This window comes from Streptomyces sp. NPDC031418 (assembly GCF_055581605.1).
The window spans coordinates 56,231-75,425 of record NZ_JBVIJC010000030.1; the positions used below are offsets into that span (position 1 = coordinate 56,231).

22 protein-coding genes and 1 riboswitch are annotated in these 19,195 nt (G+C 73.7%); of the genes, 12 read left to right on the forward strand and 10 right to left on the reverse strand.

Annotated elements, in window-relative coordinates:
* Positions 1-103 precede the first annotated feature (103 nt).
* Positions 104-246: riboswitch (cobalamin riboswitch) on the reverse strand.
* Positions 247-392: 146 nt separating this feature from the next.
* From ACZ5CZ_RS34115 to ACZ5CZ_RS34125, 3 genes are all read right to left on the reverse strand, one after another.
* The gene (locus ACZ5CZ_RS34115; RefSeq protein WP_385843222.1) at positions 393-620 is read right to left on the reverse strand and encodes a hypothetical protein; all 228 of its coding nucleotides are present in this window, start codon (positions 618-620) and stop codon (positions 393-395) included.
* 41 nt (positions 621-661) lie between these two features.
* Positions 662-1,915, reverse strand: a complete 1,254-nt coding sequence (locus ACZ5CZ_RS34120; protein ID WP_468948422.1) for an inorganic phosphate transporter — start codon at positions 1,913-1,915, stop codon at positions 662-664.
* 153 nt (positions 1,916-2,068) lie between these two features.
* The gene (locus tag ACZ5CZ_RS34125; protein ID WP_468948424.1) at positions 2,069-2,827 is read right to left on the reverse strand and encodes a lysozyme; all 759 of its coding nucleotides are present in this window, start codon (positions 2,825-2,827) and stop codon (positions 2,069-2,071) included.
* 253 nt (positions 2,828-3,080) lie between these two features.
* Between ACZ5CZ_RS34125 and ACZ5CZ_RS34130 the strand changes: the two genes are divergently transcribed.
* The 3 genes from ACZ5CZ_RS34130 (at position 3,081) to ACZ5CZ_RS34140 (ending at position 6,582) form a co-directional block, all read left to right on the forward strand.
* Positions 3,081-3,767, forward strand: coding sequence for a class II aldolase/adducin family protein (locus ACZ5CZ_RS34130; RefSeq protein ID WP_385843225.1), 687 nt, complete (start codon positions 3,081-3,083; stop codon positions 3,765-3,767).
* A 105-nt stretch (positions 3,768-3,872) separates the two neighbouring features.
* Entirely contained in the window at positions 3,873-5,000 is a 1,128-nt protein-coding gene (locus tag ACZ5CZ_RS34135) for an alpha/beta hydrolase (protein ID WP_468948426.1), read from the forward strand.
* A 169-nt stretch (positions 5,001-5,169) separates the two neighbouring features.
* Positions 5,170-6,582: a hypothetical protein gene (locus ACZ5CZ_RS34140; protein ID WP_385843228.1), complete on the forward strand. Its 1,413-nt coding sequence runs from the start codon at positions 5,170-5,172 to the stop codon at positions 6,580-6,582.
* 3 nt (positions 6,583-6,585) lie between these two features.
* On the opposite strand, the gene ACZ5CZ_RS34145 is transcribed toward ACZ5CZ_RS34140, so the two are convergent.
* The gene (locus ACZ5CZ_RS34145; RefSeq protein WP_385843229.1) at positions 6,586-7,002 is read right to left on the reverse strand and encodes a VOC family protein; all 417 of its coding nucleotides are present in this window, start codon (positions 7,000-7,002) and stop codon (positions 6,586-6,588) included.
* A gap of 372 nt (positions 7,003-7,374) precedes the next feature.
* Here ACZ5CZ_RS34145 and ACZ5CZ_RS34150 point away from each other — a divergent pair, with 372 nt between their 5' ends.
* From ACZ5CZ_RS34150 to ACZ5CZ_RS34165, 4 genes are all read left to right on the forward strand, one after another.
* On the forward strand, positions 7,375-7,953 hold the full coding sequence (locus ACZ5CZ_RS34150) for a hypothetical protein (RefSeq protein ID WP_468948429.1): 579 nt from the start codon (positions 7,375-7,377) through the stop codon (positions 7,951-7,953).
* A 94-nt stretch (positions 7,954-8,047) separates the two neighbouring features.
* Complete coding sequence (locus ACZ5CZ_RS34155; protein ID WP_385843231.1) at positions 8,048-9,646, forward strand: ABC-F family ATP-binding cassette domain-containing protein; 1,599 nt, start codon at positions 8,048-8,050, stop codon at positions 9,644-9,646.
* A gap of 334 nt (positions 9,647-9,980) precedes the next feature.
* Entirely contained in the window at positions 9,981-10,202 is a 222-nt protein-coding gene (locus tag ACZ5CZ_RS34160; protein ID WP_385843232.1) for a helix-turn-helix domain-containing protein, read from the forward strand.
* A gap of 117 nt (positions 10,203-10,319) precedes the next feature.
* On the forward strand, positions 10,320-11,123 hold the full coding sequence (locus ACZ5CZ_RS34165; protein WP_468948432.1) for an enoyl-CoA hydratase/isomerase family protein: 804 nt from the start codon (positions 10,320-10,322) through the stop codon (positions 11,121-11,123).
* An 11-nt stretch (positions 11,124-11,134) separates the two neighbouring features.
* Here ACZ5CZ_RS34165 and ACZ5CZ_RS34170 read toward each other — a convergent pair whose 3' ends face one another.
* On the reverse strand, positions 11,135-11,869 hold the full coding sequence (locus ACZ5CZ_RS34170; RefSeq protein WP_468948434.1) for a nucleopolyhedrovirus P10 family protein: 735 nt from the start codon (positions 11,867-11,869) through the stop codon (positions 11,135-11,137).
* A gap of 133 nt (positions 11,870-12,002) precedes the next feature.
* On the opposite strand from ACZ5CZ_RS34170, the gene ACZ5CZ_RS34175 reads away from it, so the two are divergent.
* Genes ACZ5CZ_RS34175 through amaP form a run of 5 tightly spaced genes read left to right on the forward strand, consistent with a single transcriptional unit; the run spans position 12,003 to position 14,305 of the window.
* Positions 12,003-12,473 (forward strand): Asp23/Gls24 family envelope stress response protein, encoded by a 471-nt coding sequence (locus tag ACZ5CZ_RS34175; protein ID WP_468948436.1) that lies wholly within the window; start codon positions 12,003-12,005, stop codon positions 12,471-12,473.
* Positions 12,474-12,506: 33 nt separating this feature from the next.
* The gene (locus ACZ5CZ_RS34180; RefSeq protein WP_385843236.1) at positions 12,507-12,701 is read left to right on the forward strand and encodes a hypothetical protein; all 195 of its coding nucleotides are present in this window, start codon (positions 12,507-12,509) and stop codon (positions 12,699-12,701) included.
* 4 nt (positions 12,702-12,705) lie between these two features.
* Positions 12,706-13,101 carry an Asp23/Gls24 family envelope stress response protein gene (locus ACZ5CZ_RS34185; protein ID WP_468948438.1) on the forward strand — a complete coding sequence of 132 codons (396 nt, stop codon included), beginning with the start codon at positions 12,706-12,708 and terminating at the stop codon, positions 13,099-13,101.
* The gene (locus ACZ5CZ_RS34190) at positions 13,098-13,709 is read left to right on the forward strand and encodes a DUF6286 domain-containing protein (protein ID WP_468948440.1); all 612 of its coding nucleotides are present in this window, start codon (positions 13,098-13,100) and stop codon (positions 13,707-13,709) included. The genes ACZ5CZ_RS34185 and ACZ5CZ_RS34190 overlap by 4 nt, the downstream gene beginning before the upstream one ends.
* A gap of 5 nt (positions 13,710-13,714) precedes the next feature.
* Positions 13,715-14,305 carry an alkaline shock response membrane anchor protein AmaP gene (gene amaP / locus ACZ5CZ_RS34195; RefSeq protein WP_468948442.1) on the forward strand — a complete coding sequence of 197 codons (591 nt, stop codon included), beginning with the start codon at positions 13,715-13,717 and terminating at the stop codon, positions 14,303-14,305.
* 6 nt (positions 14,306-14,311) lie between these two features.
* Here the strand turns inward: amaP and ACZ5CZ_RS34200 are convergent, their stop codons facing one another.
* The 5 genes from ACZ5CZ_RS34200 to ACZ5CZ_RS34220 form a co-directional block, all read right to left on the reverse strand.
* On the reverse strand, positions 14,312-15,067 hold the full coding sequence (locus ACZ5CZ_RS34200; protein WP_468948444.1) for an SDR family oxidoreductase: 756 nt from the start codon (positions 15,065-15,067) through the stop codon (positions 14,312-14,314).
* Between the two features lie 5 nt (positions 15,068-15,072).
* On the reverse strand, positions 15,073-16,857 hold the full coding sequence (locus ACZ5CZ_RS34205) for a glycoside hydrolase family 15 protein (protein WP_468948446.1): 1,785 nt from the start codon (positions 16,855-16,857) through the stop codon (positions 15,073-15,075).
* 107 nt (positions 16,858-16,964) lie between these two features.
* Positions 16,965-17,762 carry an SURF1 family cytochrome oxidase biogenesis protein gene (locus ACZ5CZ_RS34210; protein ID WP_385843242.1) on the reverse strand — a complete coding sequence of 266 codons (798 nt, stop codon included), beginning with the start codon at positions 17,760-17,762 and terminating at the stop codon, positions 16,965-16,967.
* 49 nt (positions 17,763-17,811) lie between these two features.
* On the reverse strand, positions 17,812-18,045 hold the full coding sequence (locus tag ACZ5CZ_RS34215) for a hypothetical protein (protein WP_365879981.1): 234 nt from the start codon (positions 18,043-18,045) through the stop codon (positions 17,812-17,814).
* A 112-nt stretch (positions 18,046-18,157) separates the two neighbouring features.
* Positions 18,158-19,141, reverse strand: coding sequence for a DEDDh family exonuclease (locus ACZ5CZ_RS34220; protein ID WP_468948449.1), 984 nt, complete (start codon positions 19,139-19,141; stop codon positions 18,158-18,160).
* Between the last annotated feature and the right edge of the window lie 54 nt (positions 19,142-19,195).

A 19,195-nucleotide genomic window follows, 5' to 3' on the forward strand; every position in this document is an offset into this window, starting at 1 on the left:
CGTCGGATCGGCAGCGGCCCCGGTACGGGTCCTGGTGCTCGGCCTTGTCCATCGGCAGCCCGGCATGGCGATCTATGTCCTCACTCAGGGTGTCCGCGCCCTGGTTCGACGAGATTCGGCGGTGAGAGTTCCTGGCTCCCGGGGTGTTCTTCCCCGGTGACAGTGGCGGGACCGCGCCGGATTCGCACCGGCTTCCTCTTCTGCCGCCGTACTTGGCCCGGGCAGTCCACCACGCGCCCGGAACGGCCGTCAACTCGCTGTTGACCTGCATGGGGAGAGTGTGCCGATCCCCACATTGGGGGGTGGGAGGGGAGCGGGAGACACGGCGGGAGAGGGCATGAAAAAGGCTCCCCTCCGCGGTGCGGGGAGGGGAGCCTTCGGAAGGTCCGCGGTCAGGCCTTGGCGACGATCAGGTAGATCCCGTACGCCACCGCCGCCGCGCAGGCCGCGAAGCTCAGGTAGGCGCCGGTGACGGCGAGGGCGGCGGAGTCGCCCTGCGCGGTGGCCCGCTCGCGGTGGGCCAGGCCCTTGATGCCGAGGCTGAACAGGGCCACCAGGCCCACGGTGACCACGAGGCTGACGCCGAAGACGGAGCCGATGGCCGCCCAGTCGATCTTCATGGGGTTGCTTCCTTCGGTAACCGGTAACCGGGGTGACCGGGTCAGACGGTGGCGGCCGGCGGAACCGCCGGGGCGACCGGGGTGGGCTCGGCGGCGGGGGACGCGATGGTGGCCGTCAGGTCCTCGGTGATCTGGCCCGCCGGGGGCGGGGTCACGGCGGCGATGGCGGTGGTCACCACGCCGGCCGGCTCACCGGTCTCCTCGACCACGTTGGTGTGGTCGACGACCTCGCGGCGGGAGATCTTCCAGATGGCGGCGCTCGAGGCGACCAGGAAGACGGCGACGGCGGCGGTGCCCCAGTCGCCCAGCTCCGTGACGGCCTCGGCACCCGCGCCGACCAGCGCGGCGGCCGGCAGGGTCAGCACCCAGGCCACGGCCATCCGGGTCGCGGTGGACCAGCGGACCACTCCGCCCTTGCGGCCGAGGCCCGCGCCCATCACCGAGCCGGAGACGACATGCGTGGTGGAGAGGGAGAAGCCGAGGTGCGAGGAGGTCAGGATGGCGGTGGCGGCGCTGGTCTGCGCGGCGAAGCCCTGGCGCGGCTCCAGCTCGGTCAGGCCCGTGCCCATGGTGCGGATGATGCGCCAGCCGCCGATGTAGGTGCCGAGCGCGATGGCCAGGCCCGCGGAGAGGATCACCCAGACCGGCGGGTTGGAGCCGGGGGCGAGGGAGCCGCCCGCGACCAGCGCGAGGGTGATGACGCCCATGGTCTTCTGCGCGTCGTTGGTGCCGTGGGCGAGGGAGACCAGGCCGGCGGAGGCGATCTGGCCGGCGCGGTAGCCCTTGCGGGTGGCCTGGCTGTCGTCGCCGCCGCCGACGCCGTAGGAGAAGCGGGTCGCCAGCATCGAGGCGAGGCCCGCCACGACCGGGGCGGCGACCGCCGGGAGGATCACCTTGGTGACCAGGACGTCACCGTGCACGGCGCCGAAGCCCGCGGAGGCCACGGCGGCACCGATCAGGCCGCCCATCAGGGCGTGCGAGGAGCTGGAGGGGAGGCCCACCAGCCAGGTCAGCAGGTTCCAGAGGATCGCGCCGACCAGGGCGGCGAAGATGACCTCGGGACGGATGCCGGTCTCGTCGACGAGACCCTTGGAGATCGTGTTGGCGACCTCCACCGAGAGAAAGGCGCCGGCCAGGTTGAGGACGGCGGACATGGTCACCGCGAGCTTGGGCTTGAGTGCGCCTGTCGAGATGGTCGTGGCCATCGCGTTCGCGGTGTCGTGGAAACCGTTCGTGAAATCGAACGCGAGAGCGGTTACCACCACAATCGCGAGGATCAGCGAGAAGCTTTCCATTTACCCAGGCAATCGTTCGAGGTCGTTGGCTGGATGAACGTAGGCAACCTGGGTGAACGGAAGATGAACTGAGACGGGCTTGACGGTGTCCTGATCGAGGGAGTGGGGTCCCGTTTGCCGCCTTCGACCCCGCTCACCCCAGTCGCCCCTTGGCTACCAGCCTCGGGCGAAGGAACGCAGCCGGGCCGCCGAGCCGTGAAAGAGATTCTGGTCACCCGGCAGCCCGCCCCGGGTGCCGTACTGCCAGAACGTCCAGTCCTGCCAGCCGCCGGGCAGTTCCCCCGGCCCCGAGCTGCCGTGCCGGGCGATCCACAGCGGGTGCCGCGCGGCGAAGGCGTCGCTGTCGCCGGTGCACATCCGCCACCACTCGGCGGTCGTGTAGATCACCGGGGGGCGGCCGGTCTCCTGCTCGACCTCGTCGCTGAACGACCGGATCCAGTGCACCATCCTCCGGTTGCTCAGCCCGTAGCACGGATGCCTGTGGTCGTACGGGTTGTATTCGATGTCGAGCGCGGGCGGCAGGGTCCAGCCGTCGGCCCGCCAGTCGCCGCCGTGGTGCACGAAGAACTCGGCCTGCCGGACGCCGGAGGACCGGTCCGGCCGGGCGAAGTGGTACGCGCCGCGCACCAGGCCCGAGCGGTACGCACCGTCGTATTGCTCGGCGAAGTAGGGGTTGCGGTAGCCGGTGGACTCGGTCGCCTTCACGTAGACGAACCGGGCGCCCTTGTCGAGCGCCGTGGGCCAGTCCACATGCTCCTGGTGGGACGACACGTCGTGGCCCTGGGGCAGTGCCGTGGCCCACTTCGGCGGTCCGGCCGAGGCGGTCGCGGTGCCGGCGAGGGCGAGCGCGGCCGTGGCCGCCGCGAGGACACCGGCGCGGCGACGGAGAAGAGTGCGTGCACGAGCAGCCATGCGTCTCCCCGGGGTCGCGGACGGGAGGGCCGTCCGGCGGGCAAGCGGGCAAGAGGGACCAGTCAAGACCCGTTGATCAACAGATCCGCGCCGATACGGCGCGTTTCGCACCGATATCCGCCCGTTCGGACGCGTGACGGCCGGCTCATGCGCTGGCCTGGGGCCGTCGATCTGTGGCCGGCCGGTGGCCGATGTACGGCCCGAAGCCGCCGCCCGGCCACCGCCCGGCCGGACCGACTGGCAGGATCGCCGCATGGCGGAACAGCGGCAGAACACGGAACAGCCACCGCGGCAGTCGGCGGAGCCGGGGCGGGTCTGGGCGGACGTCGTCGCGGCGGCACGCCGGACCGTCGCCGACGGACTGGTGGTCGGCACCTCCGGCAATGTCTCGGCGCGGGTCGGCGACCTGGTGCTGGTGACCCCGTCGGGCGTGCCCTACGACCGGCTCACCCCGGACGACATCACCGGCGTCGACCTCACCGGGCGCCAGGTGCTCGGCACCCGGGTGCCGACCAGCGAGCTGCCCATGCACCTCGCCGTATACCGCGCCACCGACGCCCGCGCCATCGTCCACACCCACGCCGTGCACGCCACCGCGGTCTCCACGCTGGTACCGGAGCTGCCCCCGATCCACTACATGACCGCCGCCCTCGGCGGACCCGTCCGGGTCGCCCCCTACGCGGCCTACGGCAGCGAGGAACTGGCCGGCCATGTGCTGCGCGCCCTCGCCGGCCGCTCCGGCTGCCTGCTGCGCAACCACGGCACGCTCACCTACGGCGCCGACCTCGACCAGGCCTACGACCGCACCGCCCAGCTGGAGTGGATGTGCCGGGTCTGGCTGACGGCCTCCTCGGTCCCGGGGTTGACCCCGACCCTGCTCACCGAAGCGCAGCTCGGCGAGGCCGCGTCCCGGCTGGAGGGCTACGGCCGGCGCCCCTGACCCCGCCCCCTCTCCGCACTTTCTCCCCGCCTCTTCCCCGCCTTTTCCTCGCCGTGTCCGGGCCTTCCACTGGCCGGGGACCGCGAGCGCCGGGACACTGGACCCGTGCGCCCAGTCAAAGCGACCGCCACCGCGGTGACCGCCGTTCTCGCCGCCGGCGCGGCATCCGTGGCCGCCGGCCGGCTGGCCAGCGACGCCGCGCTGAAGGCCCCCGCCGGCCGCCCGCTGCCCACCGAGCCCCGCCTCACCGTGCACAGCACGGCCGCCGGCCGGATATCCCTCACCCGCGATCTCGCCTCCCTGCGCCCCGGCACCTACGGCCTCGCGGGCGACGGCTCCCATGCGGTCGTCGGACCCGTCCTGACCACGGCCCGGCACAGCGTCGACACCGTCGTGCGCCGCCTGGAGGGCGTCACCCACGGCAGCCTCGACCCCGGCGACTCGGTCTGGCTCACCCCGAACCTGTACGTCGGCAACCCGCGCGGCGCCCTCGGCCTCGACCACGCCGACGTGGACGTCCCCGGCGAACTCGGTCCCCTGCCCGCCTGGTTCCTGCCCGGCAGCCGGGACATCTGGGTGATCGCCGTGCACGGGCTCGGCACCACCCGCGAACACACCATGAACCTCATGGGCTTCCTGCACGCCCGCCGGCTGCCGGTGCTCGCCCTCGCCTACCGCGGCGACCTCGGCGCCCCCCACCCGCCGGACGGCCTCAACCACCTCGGCGAGTCCGAGTGGCGGGACGTGGACGCGGCGATCCGCTACGCGGTGCGGTACGGCGCCCGCCGCGTGGTGCTGCTCGGCTGGTCCACCGGCGCCACGATGGCCCTGCGCGCCGCCGAGCACTCCGCCGTGCGCGACCGCATCGCCGGGCTGGTCCTGGACTCGCCGGTCCTCAGCTGGGAGGCCACGCTGCGCGCCCTCGCCCAGGCCCGGAACACCCCGCAGCCGCTGCTGCCGCTCGCGGTGCGGGCCGCGCAGGGCCGGGCCGGGCTGCACGCCGACCAGGCCACCGGGGCGGGCGACCCGGAGCGGCTCGCCGTACCGACGCTGATCATGCACGGCCCGGGGGACCAGGTGGCGCCCTGGGCGTTCTCCCGCCGCCTCGCCGCCCGCCGCCCCGACAAGGTCGCCCTGCACACCGTGGCGGACGCGCCCCACGCGGCGATGTGGAACCCCGACCCGGAGGAGTACGAGGAACGCCTGCGCCGCTTCCTCACCCCACTGATGTGACCCGCGGGGAAAGGTCCGGGGGCGTTCCGTTTAACGCTGTACCGATGGCTTGAAGGAGTCTTCACGGCCGCTCCCGCTCCCCGTGCCGGGGCCGGTGCGTTGGCCAGCTCCGTCGCCCGCCGTGACATTCCGTTTGGGTTTTCGGACCGTCAACCGGAAGACTGCCCCCGTGACGTCCCGTATCCCGCGCGACTCCAGGCTTCGACTCGTCCGACCCCGACCCCTGGCCGCCGCCCCCAGAGCCGTGAACCAGCGACGCCCAGGCCGCCCCGCACCCCGGCCGCCGGAGGGCACACCCGCCCCGGCCGAGCTGGCGAGAATGGCCCGCCTCCGGCTGGCCGGCGCGGTCCGCGTCGCCCGCTGGGCCGACGCCGCCCTCGGCCCCGGAAGCGACGCCGCCACCGCCGACGGCAAGGCCACCCTGTCCGCCGCGACCGCCGAACGGGCCGCCGCCGAGCTCGGCCTGAGCGTCGCTCAGGTGCGTGCCGAATGGGACACCGCCCGCCTCGCCGGACTGGTCGAGGTGCACGGTGACAACGCGCGCCCCGGCTGGCGGCTGCGCGCCTGGGACCGCGACGACAGCGCCGTGCTGCGCGGCTGGGTCGCCCTCTTCGACGCCTGGTCGCTCGCCTCCCCGGAGCCCGCCGACCAGGAGCCCGCCGCCGTCGCCGAGGTCGTCTCGGCCATGCCCCAGGTGCTCTCCTTCCTCCAGCTGTCCGCCGGCCCCGTCCCGGTCGAACAGCTCCTCGACCTGCTCCGGCAGCGCGTCACCGAACTGCGCACCGAGCGCTGCGAGGTCCCCTACGGCCCCGCCCCCGAGCCGCCCGCCGGCACCCCGGCCGCCGCCGACCCCGCCGGGGACACCCCGCTGGAGCCCCTGCTCGACTGGGCCCTGAGCGCCCTCGCCGCCGTCGGCGCCCTCACCTACGGCGACGGCCAGGCCACCCTCACCCCGCTGGGCAGCTGGGCGGTGTGGGTCAAGCTGGAGCAGATCTGCGTGGCCGCCCAGAGCCCGGCCGGCAACATCGAGCAGTCCGCCGAGGACATGCTCCGCGGCTGCGCCCAGCTCCGCCCCAACGCGGCCCGCGCCGAGTACCGGGCCTGGCTCGCCGCCCGCCCCGTCGGCGCCGCCGTCACCGAGCTGATCGCCGCCGCCCGCGGCGAGGACGCCCTGCTGCGCGGCCTCGCCTTCGAGGCGCTGCGCGTGGTCGGCGCCCCGGCCGAACCCGAGGTGCGCGCCGTGGTGGACGAGCCCGCCCTCAGGCCGTACGCGCTGCTGTGGCTGGCCGAGCACGACGGCGTCGACCCGGAGGACGCGCACGAGGTGCTCACCCGCGAGGAGGCCACCTGGCTCTGGGTGGACACCGCCGCGGCCGTCGCCGACCACGGCGAGACGCCGATGCTGGTCCGGCACCTGGAGTCCGCGGTGCAGCCCACCGTCCCCCAGCTGCTCGACGAGGTCCGCGCCGTCGGCCACCCGCGCACCGTGCAGGTCCTGGTCGCCCTGGCCGCCGCCCACCCCGACCCGGCCCTGGCCAAGGCCGTGCGCCGGGCCGCGTTCCAGGTGCACACCGGGGGCTGAGGCTCAGGGCTGGACGTCGGGGGCGTACGTCCCGAAGCTCCACACGGTGCCCTCGGCGTCCCGCGCCAGATAGTCCCGCGAGCCGTGGTCCTGGTCCGTCGGGGGCATCAGGATCTCCACCCCGTGCTCCACGGCCCGCTGGTGGTGGGCGTCCACGTCGTCCACGACGACGTACACCCCGGCGGGCCCCGCACCCCTCATCGCCGTGTCGAACGGCCCGCCGCGGCCCCTGGAGCCGATCATCACCGCGCCGTTGCCCTGGACCAGCTCGGCGTGCATCACCGTGCCGTCCGCCGTCTCGTACACCGACAGCTCGGTGAAGCCGAGGGCCTCCGTCAGCTGCCTGATAGCCGCCCGCGCGTCCGCGTACAGCAGCGCGGGACAGACACTCGGCCGCCCTCCACCGCCCGTGCCCCTCATACCGCTCACCCCTTCACGGACGTCGTGCTCACGGCCGGCCCCGGCGTCACCCCTCCGCCGGACCGGTTCCACGGAAACCGGCCCCATCCCTACCCACCCGGCCACCCCCACCCCCCACCCCCACCCGAACGGGCGACACCGCGCCCCGCCCGCCGGGACCGGCCTGAGGGGCGGCCGTCGGAGCCGCGTCGGCAGGGCGGTAGTCGCTCGTGCGGCCCGCGGCGACCGCTTCCCGCGCCGGCGGCTGCGTGCCGTACTCGGCCTGCTCCTCGTCGGGTGTCTGCTCGTGGTGGCCCATGCGGTGCGGCCCGTGCCGTACGGGGACCGGCTCGTGGTCGCGCCGCGCGCGGAGCGGGAGGCGTCGGCCGGGCGGTGGGCGGCCCGGGCGCGGGGGAGTGCCGTGGCGGCCTACGACACCCGGACCGGGGCGCTGCGCTGGCGGTACGCGCGCGCGGGACGCCGGCCGGTCGCCTGGCCGCGCCCGCGGAGGCGATCGCGCTCTGGGACGACGGCCTGCTCACCGACACCGACGGCCTGCTCACCGACACCGACGGCCGCACCGTGCGCCGGCACCGCGCCCTGCCCGGCACCGCCGCGTGGCTCCCGGCGCACGGCGGCAGCGGCGTCCTGCGCCCCCTCGGCCGGGGCATCCTCGCCGTCGTCACCCCGCACCGCGTCACCGCGTACCGCACCGCCGACGGCGACCTGCGCCGGATGCTGCCCGCCCCCGCGGACTGCGGGTTCCGGCCCGAGCGCGCCGTACGCCGCGGTACGGCCCTGCTGCTGGCCCAGCCGTGCGCCCAGGGCGCCTGGACCGGGCAGCTGGTGCCCGTGGACGACCTGGGGCGGATCACCCCGGACCGCGCCCCGCTCGGCAACGATCTCCCCGGTCACGGAACGGGTCGGTACGAACACCTGGACGTAGAAAAACCGCTTGCGTGGCCCCGTTAGACTTTCCCCATGGCCATTCTCCTCGCGCATTAGACGGCGGGAACGCCCTCAGCCGCCCACCCGCCAATCCCATGTACGCCCAGGAGTCTGTCCCTTGATCTCCGCCTCTGGTATCGAGCTGCGCGCCGGTGCGCGCGTCCTCATCGAGAACGCCACCTTCCGGGTCGCCAAGGGCGACCGCATCGGCCTCGTCGGCCGTAACGGCGCAGGCAAGACCACCCTCACCAAGTGTCTGGCCGGCGAGGGCATCCCCGCGGCCGGCACCATCACCCGCTCCGGCGAGGTCGGCTACCTCCCGCAGGACCCCCGCACCGGCGACCTGGACGTCCTCGCCCGCGACCGCATCCTGTCCGCGCGCGGCCTCGACGTCCTGATCCGCAAGATGCGCGAGAACGAGGAGCGCATCGCCAACGGCAAGGGCTCCACCCGCGAGAAGGCCATGAAGCAGTACGAGCGGCAGGAGACGGAGTTCCTCACCAAGGGCGGGTACTCCGCCGAGGCCGAGGCCGCCACCATCGCCGCCGCGCTGAACCTGCCCGACCGGGTGCTGGGCCAGCCGCTGCACACCCTCTCCGGCGGTCAGCGCCGCCGTATCGAGCTGGCGCGGATCCTGTTCTCCGACGCGGACACGCTGCTCCTCGACGAGCCCACCAACCACCTCGACGCGGACTCGATCATCTGGCTGCGGGACTACCTGAAGACCTACCGCGGCGGCTTCATCGTGATCTCCCACGACGTCGACCTGGTCGACACGGTCGTGAACAAGGTGTTCTACCTGGACGCCAACCGCTCCACGATCGACGTCTACAACATGGGCTGGAAGCTCTACCAGCAGCAGCGCGAGGCCGACGAGAAGCGCCGCAAGCGGGAGCGGCAGAACGCCGAGAAGAAGGCCGCCGCCCTGCACTCGCAGGCCGACAAGATGCGCGCCAAGGCCACCAAGACGGTCGCCGCGCAGAACATGGCCAAGCGCGCCGACCGGCTGCTCGCCGGGCTGGACGCGGTGCGCGTCTCCGACAAGGTCGCCAAGCTGCGCTTCCCCGAGCCCGCGCCGTGCGGCAAGACCCCGCTCACCGCCGAGGGTCTGTCGAAGTCCTACGGCTCGCTGGAGATCTTCACCGACGTCGACCTGGCCATCGACAAGGGTTCGCGGGTCGTCATCCTCGGCCTCAACGGCGCGGGGAAGACCACCCTGCTCCGGCTCCTCGCGGGGGCCGAGCAGCCGGACACCGGCGAGGTCGTCCCCGGCCACGGCCTCAAGCTCGGCTACTACGCCCAGGAGCACGAGACCCTGGACGCCGACCGCACGGTCCTGGAGAACATGCGCTCGGCCGCCCCCGACATGGACCTGGTCGAGGTCCGCAAGGTGCTGGGTTCGTTCCTGTTCTCCGGCGACGACGTCGACAAGCCGGCCGGGGTCCTCTCCGGCGGTGAGAAGACCCGCCTCGCCCTGGCCACGCTCGTCGTGTCGTCGGCGAACGTCCTGCTGCTGGACGAGCCGACCAACAACCTCGACCCCGCGAGCCGCGAGGAGATCCTGGGCGCGCTGCGCACCTACAAGGGCGCGGTCGTCCTGGTCACGCACGACGAGGGCGCCGTCGAGGCGCTCCAGCCGGAGCGGATCATCCTGCTGCCGGACGGCGTCGAGGACCTGTGGGGCGCGGACTACGCGGATCTCGTCGCCCTGGCGTGATCGAAAGCCTGATCCACTGAGTATGGATCATTCGGCCGATCCGTGATCCATCATCTGTGTGAGAACTCCTCGTATTGAGGTGTGTCGTACACGGATTTCACGGCCGATCCTCATGCTGCCAAGGGATCGGCCGCTCCGGTCGCTGACCTGGCACTTCGTGAATCCACCCGTTCGGTCCTGCGGACAACACCCCGTGGAATTCCATAGTCCGCTTGTGGGGATGCGCTCCTGTCGTCACAACGATGTCCCACAGACCTTGCCGAATGGGTGGCCATCGCGCCCAAGAGGGGTGATCATGAGGAGACCAGAGCGCACTTCCCATGAGGAGGCACGGGTGGCCGAGACTCTGAAGAAGGGCAGCCGGGTGACCGGCGCCGCGCGCGACAAGCTCGCGGCAGACCTGAAGAAAAAGTACGACTCCGGTGCGAGCATCCGGGCGCTGGCCGAGGAGACCGGCCGCTCGTATGGCTTCGTCCACCGGATGCTCAGCGAGTCGGGCGTCACGCTGCGTGGGCGTGGCGGAGCGACCCGGGGCAAGAAGGCCGCACAGTCCTGACTCGGGGCGGCCCATCGGCTTCGATGGTGGCCACCCGGTCGGCGGACTGACCGGCCGGGTGGTTACTGTGCAGTCACTTAGCTCTGCTCTGTTGACCGCACCCATCGGAGGCGCCCCATGGCTACGCCCGAGCAGGACCTCGCTCCCGTACTCGACAAGGACGGCGTACGGCTCACCGTCGACGACACGCTCGCCACGGTGACGCTGACCAACCCGGACAAGCGCAACGCCCAGAGCCCCGCTCTGTGGCGCACGCTCGCCGAGGTCGGCCGGCTGCTGCCGGGCTCCGTCCGCGTTGTCGTGCTGCGGGGTGAGGGCAAGTCCTTCTCCGCCGGGCTGGACCGTCAGATGTTCACCCCGGAGGGGATCCCGGGCGAGCCGTCCTTCATCGAGCTCGCGCGCCGTGACGACGCCGGGCTCGACGCGACCATCGCCGAATACCAGGAGGCGTTCACCTGGTGGCGGCGCAGCGACCTCGTGTCCATCGCCGCCGTCCAGGGGCACGCCATCGGTGCAGGCTTCCAGCTCGCGCTCGCGTGCGACCTCCGGGTCGTCGCGGACGACGTGCAGTTCGCCATGCGCGAGACCAGCCTCGGCCTCGTCCCCGACCTGACCGGCACCCACCCGCTGGTCAGCCTGGTCGGGTACGCCCGCGCGCTGGAGATCTGCGCGACCGGACGGTTCGTCGGCGCCGAGGAGGCGGTGGCGACCGGACTGGCCAACCTGGCGGTTCCGGCGGCCGAACTCGACGACGCCGTACGCGACCTGGCGGCAGCGCTGCTGGCCCCGCCGCGCGACGCGGTGGTGGAGACCAAGGCGCTGCTCCGTGGCGCGCAGGACCGCGACTACGAGGCACAGCGCACGGCGGAACGCGCCGCCCAGGCCCGCCGCCTGCGCGACCTGGCCGGTCTCGGCGACTAATACTTTTCTGATCACCAGTCGACGGCGGTGACCAGTACGGCCACCGTCGGCCGGCCCTCCAGTGCGCCGTGTACGGCCGCGCGGACCCGCCGGGCCACCTCCACGGCCCGGTGGTCCGCACCGGTCGCCAGCTCCATGCGCACATGCCGGTGCGGCAGCGCGCCCTGCTCGGCGCGCTCCTCGATCCGCACCGCCCGTCCCAGGCCGCCCAGCGAGCCCGTCAGCCGCACCACCCCGGGCACCGACAGGGCGGCCGCCGCCGCACGGGCCTCGTCCGGGTCCGTGGGCTCCCGGGCGGGCGCCGGCTGCGGCAGATGGACCGCCGGGGGCGGCGCGTCTTCGTCCAGCAGCTCCGTCACGCGCAGATCCACCTCCGCCACCGCCAGCCCGAGCCGCTCCGTGGCGGCCGTGGCCAACGCCCGCCGCAGCCGCTCCGCCGCCGTCGGCAGGGGCTCCCCGGCCGTGGCCGCGACGTCCGCCGTCACCCGAAGGGCCCCCGGCGGCAGCCCGCTCGGCGGCGCCGGTACGACGGGCTCGGCCGCGTCCTCCGGATCGGCGAGCGCGATCCGCAGCGCGCCCAGCCGCACGCCCGGCACCTTTGCCGCCGCCCGCTCCAGTACCGCCGCGGCCGCGCCCTCCGCGATCCACGCGCCGTCGCCCGGCCCGCCCAGCGGCAGCAGCCTGCCCAGTCCCACCGGGTGCCGCACCGTCCGCGCCGCCGCCTGTGTCCACCGGTCCGCCGTCATTCCTCCAGCCTGCCGCATCCACGGCGCGCAGCCGGGCAACCTTGCATACCGTGGTGTTCAGGACGACAGCCGAAGAGGGACCGAAGAGGTACGGCGACCGAAGAGGTACGACGACCGAGAGGGACGTACGGCGATGACCGACATGACGACGACCCCGGAAGGCGCTCAGGAGCCGCAGGTGTCGACCCGCAAGGCCACCCGGCGCGGCGGCGGCGACCCGGCGACCCGCGGGCGGACGACCATCGCCGACGGTGTCGTGGAGAAGATCGCCGGACTCGCCGCCCGGGACGTCGTCGGCGTCCACGCCCTGGGCAGCGGGCTCGCCCGCACCTTCGGCGCCGTGCGCGACCGGGTGCCGGGCGGCTCCAAGTCGGTGACCCGGGGAGTGAAGGCCGAGGTCGGCGAGGTGCAGACCGCGCTCGACCTGGAGCTCGTCGTGGACTACGGCGTCTCCATCGGCGATGTCGCCCACGCCGTGCGCGAGAACGTGATCGCCGCCGTGGAACGCATGACCGGACTCGAGGTGGTCGAGGTCAACATCGCGGTCAGCGACGTCAAACTCCCCGAGGAGGAGGAAGAGGAACCCGAGCCCCGGATCCAGTGACGGCCCACCGCCCGACGAGCTGAGGAGCGCTGCATGAGCATGGCCATGGTCGGCATGATCGCCGGGATGGCGCTGGGTTTCGCCGGGTACTTCGGCGGGTTCGGCGCCTTTCTGCTGGTGGCCGCGCTGGGTGCGATCGGGTTCGTCGTCGGCCGGTTCGCCGAGGGGGACCTGGAACTCGGGGAGTTCTTCCGCACCCGCGGCGACCGGCGCGACCGGCGGAGGTGACCGGGTGAGCCTCGAGACCGGCACGGTGCGCCCGGCGCCGGCCCGGGTGCCGCCCGGCGAACGCGGCGCCACCCGGATCGCCGACCGGGTCGTGGCGAAGATCGCCGCCCAGGCCGCGCGCGAGGCGCTGGCGCCGCTGCCCGCCGAGGTGACCGCCCCGCACGCCACGGTCGTCGTGAGCCCGCACCCGGCGCCCCGCCCGGGCGGGGGAACCCCCCGGGGCACCGCCCGGGTCCGGGTCCACCTCGAACTCGGCTACCCCTGCGACGTCGGTGCCCGCTGCGCCGCCGTGCGCCGCCGGGTCACCGAGCGGGTGGAAGGCCTCGTGGACCTGGAGGTGTCCGAGGTCGCCGTCCGGGTCGAGGGACTGCACCTGCCGACCGCACCGGGGAGGACATGATGAGCGAGGCACGGCCCACCGGCACGCTCGGCGAGGCCCCCGAGGCGGACGCCCCGGCTCCCGCCGGCAGCGGCCGCTTCTGGTCGCCGCGCCGCGTCCCGGCCGCCGTCGTCGCCGTCCTGCTGGCGGCCGGCGCGGGCCTGCTGCTCTACGACATCGCCGCCGTCCGCGCCCACCGCCCGGCGATGTACTGGCGCCGCGCCCTGGCCCGGCAACTGGCGCAGCGCCCCCTGGACGACGTCTGGGTGCTGACCGGCGCCGCCGTCGCCGCCGCCCTCGGCCTGTGGCTGATCGTCCTCGCGGTCACCCCGGGCCTGCGCGCCCAGCTGCCGATGCGCCGCCCGCACCCCGAGGTCCGCGCCGCCCTGCACCGGGAGGCGGCGGCGCTGCTGCTGCGGGACCGCGCCATGGACGTCTCCGGGGTGCGCGCGGTGCGGGTGCGGATGCGCCGCCGGAAGGCCGACGTCCGGGTCGTCTCCCACTTCCGCGACCTGGACGAGGTCCGCGCCGACCTGGACAGCACGCTCGACGAGGCGATCCGGGGCCTCGGCCTCACCGCCCCGCCCGCGCTGTCCCTGCGGGTGGCGCGGCCCGGACGGAAGGGGTGACGGGGATGCGCGCAGGCCGCACCGGCGGAGTCAGCCGCATCCTGCTGGCCCTGGTGGGCCTGGTGCTGCTCGCCGTCGGCGGCGCGGTGCTGGCCGTCGGCCTGGGCGCGCCGCCGCCCTCCTGGTGGCTGCACACCGGCCCGCACGACGTCCTGCTCACCCGGCACGAGCGCACCCGCTGGCGGGACACGGCATGGTGGTGGCCGACGGTCATCGCCGCCCTCGCGGCCCTGATGCTGCTCGCCCTGTGGTGGCTGACGGCGGTCCTGCGCCGGCGCCGCCTGCCCGAGCTGCTCGTCACCACCGGCGACGGCGAGGGCGCCCTGCTGCGGGGCAGGGCCCTGGAAGGCGCCCTCGCCGAGGACGCGGTCCGGCAGGACGGCGTGGCCCATGCCGAGGTCCTGCTGGCCGGCCGTCGTACGACACCCACGGCGCGGGCCTGGCTGCGCCTGGAGCCGGATGCGGACCCGGCGGGCACCCTGGCGGAGTTCACGGCCCGGGCGCTCGCCCACGCACGTGACTCGGCGGGGCTGCCGTCCCTTCCGGCGGAGGTGCGGCTGGGCACGGTCAGGCACCGCGCCGGAAGGGTCGGTTGAGGAGCGTCAGAAGCCGCGCCGCATGCCGCCGTCCACCGGCAGCATGATGCCCGTCAGGTAGGAAGCCGCCGGTGACAGCAGGAACGCGGCGACGTTCCCGAACTCCTCCGGCGTCCCGTACCGGCGCAGCGGGATCCGGGCCTCGCTCGCCGCCCGGGTGGCCTCCGGGTCGGCGGAGAGTCCGTCCAGTTCGCGCACCCGGTCGGTGTCGATCCGGGCCGGCAGCAGCCCCACCACCCGGATACCGCGCGGCCCCAGCTCGTCGGCGAGCGACTTGGCGAACCCGGCGAGCCCCGGCCGCAGCCCGTTGGACACGGTCAGCCCGGCGATCGGCTCGTGCACCGAGCCCGACAGCACGAACCCGATGACCCCGCCCGCCTCCAGCTCGGCCGCCGCGGTCCGGGCGAGCCGCACCGCGCCGAGGAACACCGACTCGAACGCGTCGCGCCACTGCTCGTCCGTGTTGTCCGCGACGAACCCGGGCGGCGGCCCGCCCACGCTCACCAGCATCCCGTGGAAGCCGCCGAAGTTCTCCCGGGCGGCCGCGATGAGCCGCTCGGGGGCGTCCGGCGCGGAGTTGTCGACACCCACCCCGACCGCGTTCGGGCCCAGTTCCGCGGCGGCCTCGGCGGCCTGCTTCCCGTCCCGTCCGGTGATCACCACCTTCGCACCGTCGGCGACGAGCCGGCGCGCCGCGGCGTTGCCCAGGCCGCGCGTGGCTCCGGTGACGACGTACACCCGGTTCCTCAGTCCAAGATCCATGGCCCCTATCCTGCCCCGTCCTCCCCGAAGAGTGTGAGGGCGGTGTTCACCAGGCCGACATGGCTGAACGCCTGCGGGAAGTTGCCCAGCTGGCAGCCGTTCAGCGGGTCGTACTCCTCGGCCAGCAGGCCCACGTCGTTGGTCAGCCCCACCAGCCGGTCGAACAGCTTCCGGGCCTCCTTCCTGCGGCCGGTCAGATGCAGCGCGTCGGCCAGCCAGAACGAGCAGGCCAGGAAGGCGCCCTCGCCGCTCGGCAGCCCGTCGACGACCGAGTCCTCGGTGTCGTAGCGGCGCAGGAAACCGCCGTGCCCGAGGTCGTCGCGGACCGCGTCGACCGTGCCGACCACCCGCGGGTCGTCCGGCGGCAGGAAGCCGACCCGCGGGATGAGCAGCAGCGCCGCGTCGAGTTCCCGGGAGCCGTAGTACTGCGTGAAGGTGTTGCGGTCGGGGTCGAAGCCCTTCTCGCACACCTCCTGGTGGACCTCGTCGCGCAGCGCGCGCCAGCCGTCCAGGTCGCCGTCCAGCTCCTTGTGCTTCTCCAGGGTCTTCACGGCCCGGTCGGCGGCCACCCAGACCATCACCTTGGAGTGCACGAACTGGCGACGGCCGCCGCGCACCTCCCACAGGCCCTCGTCCGGCTGCCGCCACGCCGACACCAGGAAGTCCATCAGCGAGCGCTGGATGGCCCACATGTGCGGCCGGGTGGGCAGCCCGGAGGTGCGGGCCAGTGACAGCGAGTCCATCACCTCGCCGTACACGTCGAGCTGGAGCTGTTCGACGGCGCCGTTGCCGGTCCGTACGGGGGTGGAGCCGGCGAAGCCGGGCAGCCAGGGCAGCTCGGTCTCGGCCAGCCGGCGCTCGCCCGCGACGCCGTACATGATCTGGAGGTCGGCCGGGTCGCCCGCGACCGCGCGCAGCAGCCAGTTGCGCCAGGCCTCGGCCTCCTCGTGGTAGCCGGCGCTGAGCAGCGCGCCGAGGGTGAGGGTGGAGTCGCGCAGCCAGCAGTAGCGGTAGTCCCAGTTGCGCACCCCGCCCGGTTTCTCCGGCAGCGAGGTGGTGGCCGCCGCGACGATCCCGCCGGTCGGGGCGTAGGTGAGGGCCTTGAGGGTGATCAGGGAGCGGACCACCGCGTCCCGGTAGGGACCGTCGTACCGGCACTGCCGGGCCCAGCGCCGCCAGTCGGTGACGCTGCTCTCCAGCGCCTCGTACGGGTCGGTGAGCGGCGGGCGCCGCTCGTGCGAGGGGTGCCAGGTGAGCACGAAGGCGACCCGGTCGCCCTCGGCCACGGTGAACTCGGAGCGGGTGCAGAAGTCCTCGCCCCAGGTGCGTACGGCGGGCTCGCTGCGCAGCCACACCGCGTCCGGGCCCGCGACGGCCACCCGGTGGCCGTCCGTGCGGCGCACCCACGGCGTGATCGAGCCGTAGTCGAAGCGCAGCCGCAGGGTGCTGCGGACGGTGACCCGGCCGGTGACCCCTTCGACGATGCGTACGACGTCGGGTGCGCGGTCGCGCTGGGGCATCAGGTCGGTGACGCGCACCGTGCCCTCGGCGGTCTCCCACTCGGTGTCGAGGACGAGCGTGTCGGGCCGGTAGGCACGCCGGGTGCAGGTGTCCGCTCCCTCGGGGGCGATCCGCCAGTGGCCGTGGTTCTCGTCGCCCAGCAGCCGGGCGAAGCAGGCGCCGGAGTCGAAGCGGGGCAGGCACAGCCAGTCGATCGAACCGTCCCGGCCGATCAGGGCGGCGGTCTGTTCGTCGCCGATGAGGGCGTAGTCCTCGATGCGCGCGTTCACGGGATGCGGTTTCCCGCGGGACCAGGGGGCCAATCAGGTGGTGCGCCGGGGGAGTGACGTACGCGTGGGCGGGCGTCTGCCGGGCCGTGACGTGCCCGCGGCCGGGGCTAGACCGCGGCCGGTTCCGGTTGCTCCGGCTTCGGCTGCGCCGCGGCCTCCTCCCGGTCGCGGATCTCCCGCCGGACCAGGAACCACCAGCCGACCGGGACGCCCGCGGCGAACAGCCACCACTGGATCATGTAGGCGTAGTTCAGCGGGGCGTCCTCGCTGCCCGGGTCGGAGATCTGCTCCGGGGAGCCGTCCTTGGCCCGGGGCGCGGTCTGCTCGACATAGCCGCCGAGCACCCGGGCGCCGAGCCGGTGGGCCTCCTCGGCGCTGTTGATCAGCATGATCTGCCGGTCGGGCAGGCCCTTGACGTTCTTGATGCCGCTCGCCGCGGTCGTCTCGTCGGCCATCAGCCGCCCGGTGACGGTGGTCCGGCCGGCCGGCGGGGCGGGGATCTTCGGGAAGGCGGTCTGCACGCCGTTCGCGGGGATCCAGCCGCGGTTGACGAGCAGGACCTTGCCGTCGTCCAGGACGAAGGGGGTGAGGACGTGGAAGCCGACCTCGCCGTCGGAGTTGGTCCGGCGCCGGACCACGACCTCGCGGGCGGTGTCGAAGGTGCCGGTCGCGGTGACCGTGCGGTACCTCTCGGTGCGGGTCACGGTGTGCCCGGGGGAGGACAGCTGCTCGACCGGGACCGGCTTGGCGTGCAGCGCCGAGGACACCAGGTTGTTCCGGGCGGTGCGCTGGTCGTACCGGTGCTGCTGCCAGAAGCCCAACCTGATCATCGTCGGGATCAGTGCGATCGCGACGAGGGTGAGGATCACCCACTGGCGGGACAACAGGAAGCGGTAGCGATGCACCCCACGACGGTACCTCCGGGCCGTGGGGTGCATTCAGGCGGGTACCGGGTCACACCCGGTCGACGACTCCGGCCCTCCCCTCCGCACGGGCGCAGTGCGCGCCGCAGTACCAGTGGCCCTCCGCCTCCACGCCCTGGCCGATGATCTGCACCCGGCAGTGTTCGCAGATCGGGGCCATCCGGTGGATCGCACAGGAGAAGCAGTCGAAGACGTGCACCGCGCCCTGGGCATGGACCTCGAAGGTCATTCCGTAGTCATTGCCGCAAACTTCGCATGTCGCCATGGGCCACAGCGTGGGCTGCCGTCCGCCGCCGGGCGAGCGGCCGCCGGGTGAGTCGTGGACCAATCACCCGTTCGTACGGCCCCGCGCCCCGGTCCGTGGCGGGCGCCGGACGTCACCCGTCGGCGGGCTCCACATCGCGCAGCAGCTGCCCGAACGCGGCCTCGTCCATCACGGGTGTGCCGAACTGCCGCGCCTTGGCCACCTTGGAGGTGCCCGAGTCGGGGTCGTTGGTCACCAGCAGGCTGGTCAGCCGGGAGATGCTGGACGCCACATGCAGCCCGGCCTCGGTCGCCCGGTCCTCCAGCAGCTCGCGGTCGACGGAGGTGTCGCCCGAAAACGCCACCCGCATGCCCTGTTTGAGGGGTTTGCCCTCTTCGTACCGGCCGGGGTTGGGGTAGGGGCAGGCGGGCCGCTTCCGGGACGGCCGCCAACTGCCCGCGCGGAAGCCGCCGTAGCCGCCGGTGGACTGCCGGGGCACCGGCCGGTCCGACCACTCCGTCAGCGGGCGGCACTCCAGCAGCGGCAGCCGGACCCCGCCCGCCGCGGCGGCGTGCAGACTGGGCCGGAACGCCTCCGCGAGCACCCGCGCGTCGTCCAGCGCATGGTGCGCCCGCTGCTGTACGACGCCGAAGTGCGCCGCGAGCGACTCCAGCTTGAAGTTGGGCAGCGGCAGCCCCAGCTCCTTCGACAGCGCGATGGTGCACAGCCGCTGCCGCACCGGCGCCTGGCGCTGCGCCCGCGCGTACTCCCGCGCGATCATCTGCCAGTCGAAGACGGCGTTGTGCGCGACCAGCACCCGGCCGTCCAGGCGGGCCGCGAACTCCTCGGCGACGTCCGCGAACAGGGGCGCGCCCTCGAGCATCTCGCTCGTCAGACCGTGTATCCACACGGGACCCGGATCGCGCTCGGGGTTGACCAGCGTGTACCAGTGGTCCTCGACCTCGCCGCGCGCGTCCAGCCGGTACACGGCCGCCGAGATGATCCGGTCGTCCCGGGCCAGGCCGGTGGTCTCCACGTCAACGACCGCGTATCCCTTCGGATACGCGGTCGGCCACTGGGTGGGGGAGGACACTGCGGTCGCACGGTCTTCGAGCATGGTCACTGAGGATACGGGCCGCGACTGACAACGCCGTCCCGCAGGTTCCGCCCG